The sequence below is a fragment of the Photorhabdus cinerea genome (genome assembly GCF_011189575.1).
Lineage (GTDB): Bacteria > Pseudomonadota > Gammaproteobacteria > Enterobacterales > Enterobacteriaceae > Photorhabdus > Photorhabdus cinerea.
The window spans coordinates 1-262 of sequence record NZ_PUJW01000163.1 but is presented as its reverse complement, the minus strand read 5'-3'; the positions used below and the strand labels follow the sequence as shown (position 1 = coordinate 262).

Annotated in this window: 1 pseudogene; it reads left to right on the top strand. The window is 55.0% G+C overall.

The features are described 5' to 3' along the window. Window positions 1-115: 115 nt before the first annotated feature. Window positions 116-262, top strand: a pseudogene (locus C5469_RS23165) (IS66 family transposase); the annotation flags it as partial.

The window sequence follows — 262 nt, the reverse complement described above, 5'->3', positions numbered from 1 at the left end:
TTTTTGGACTTGCACGATCCCGTTGCGCAGTCACACTCAGGCTTTTCCCCTGAGAGCCTGAGTGATGATTGACCTGCCCGATGATATTGACCCACTGAAAGCGCTCGTTTACCAACTTCAGGCCGATGGGTACGTGGCTTACGATACGCTGAAATCGGTCAGACACGCCGGGTGCATGGCGCATGCCCGTCGTAAATTTACCGAGGCCCAGAAAGTTCAGCCGGGTAAAAAAGCCGGACGCGCCGAACAGGGGCTGACTTTT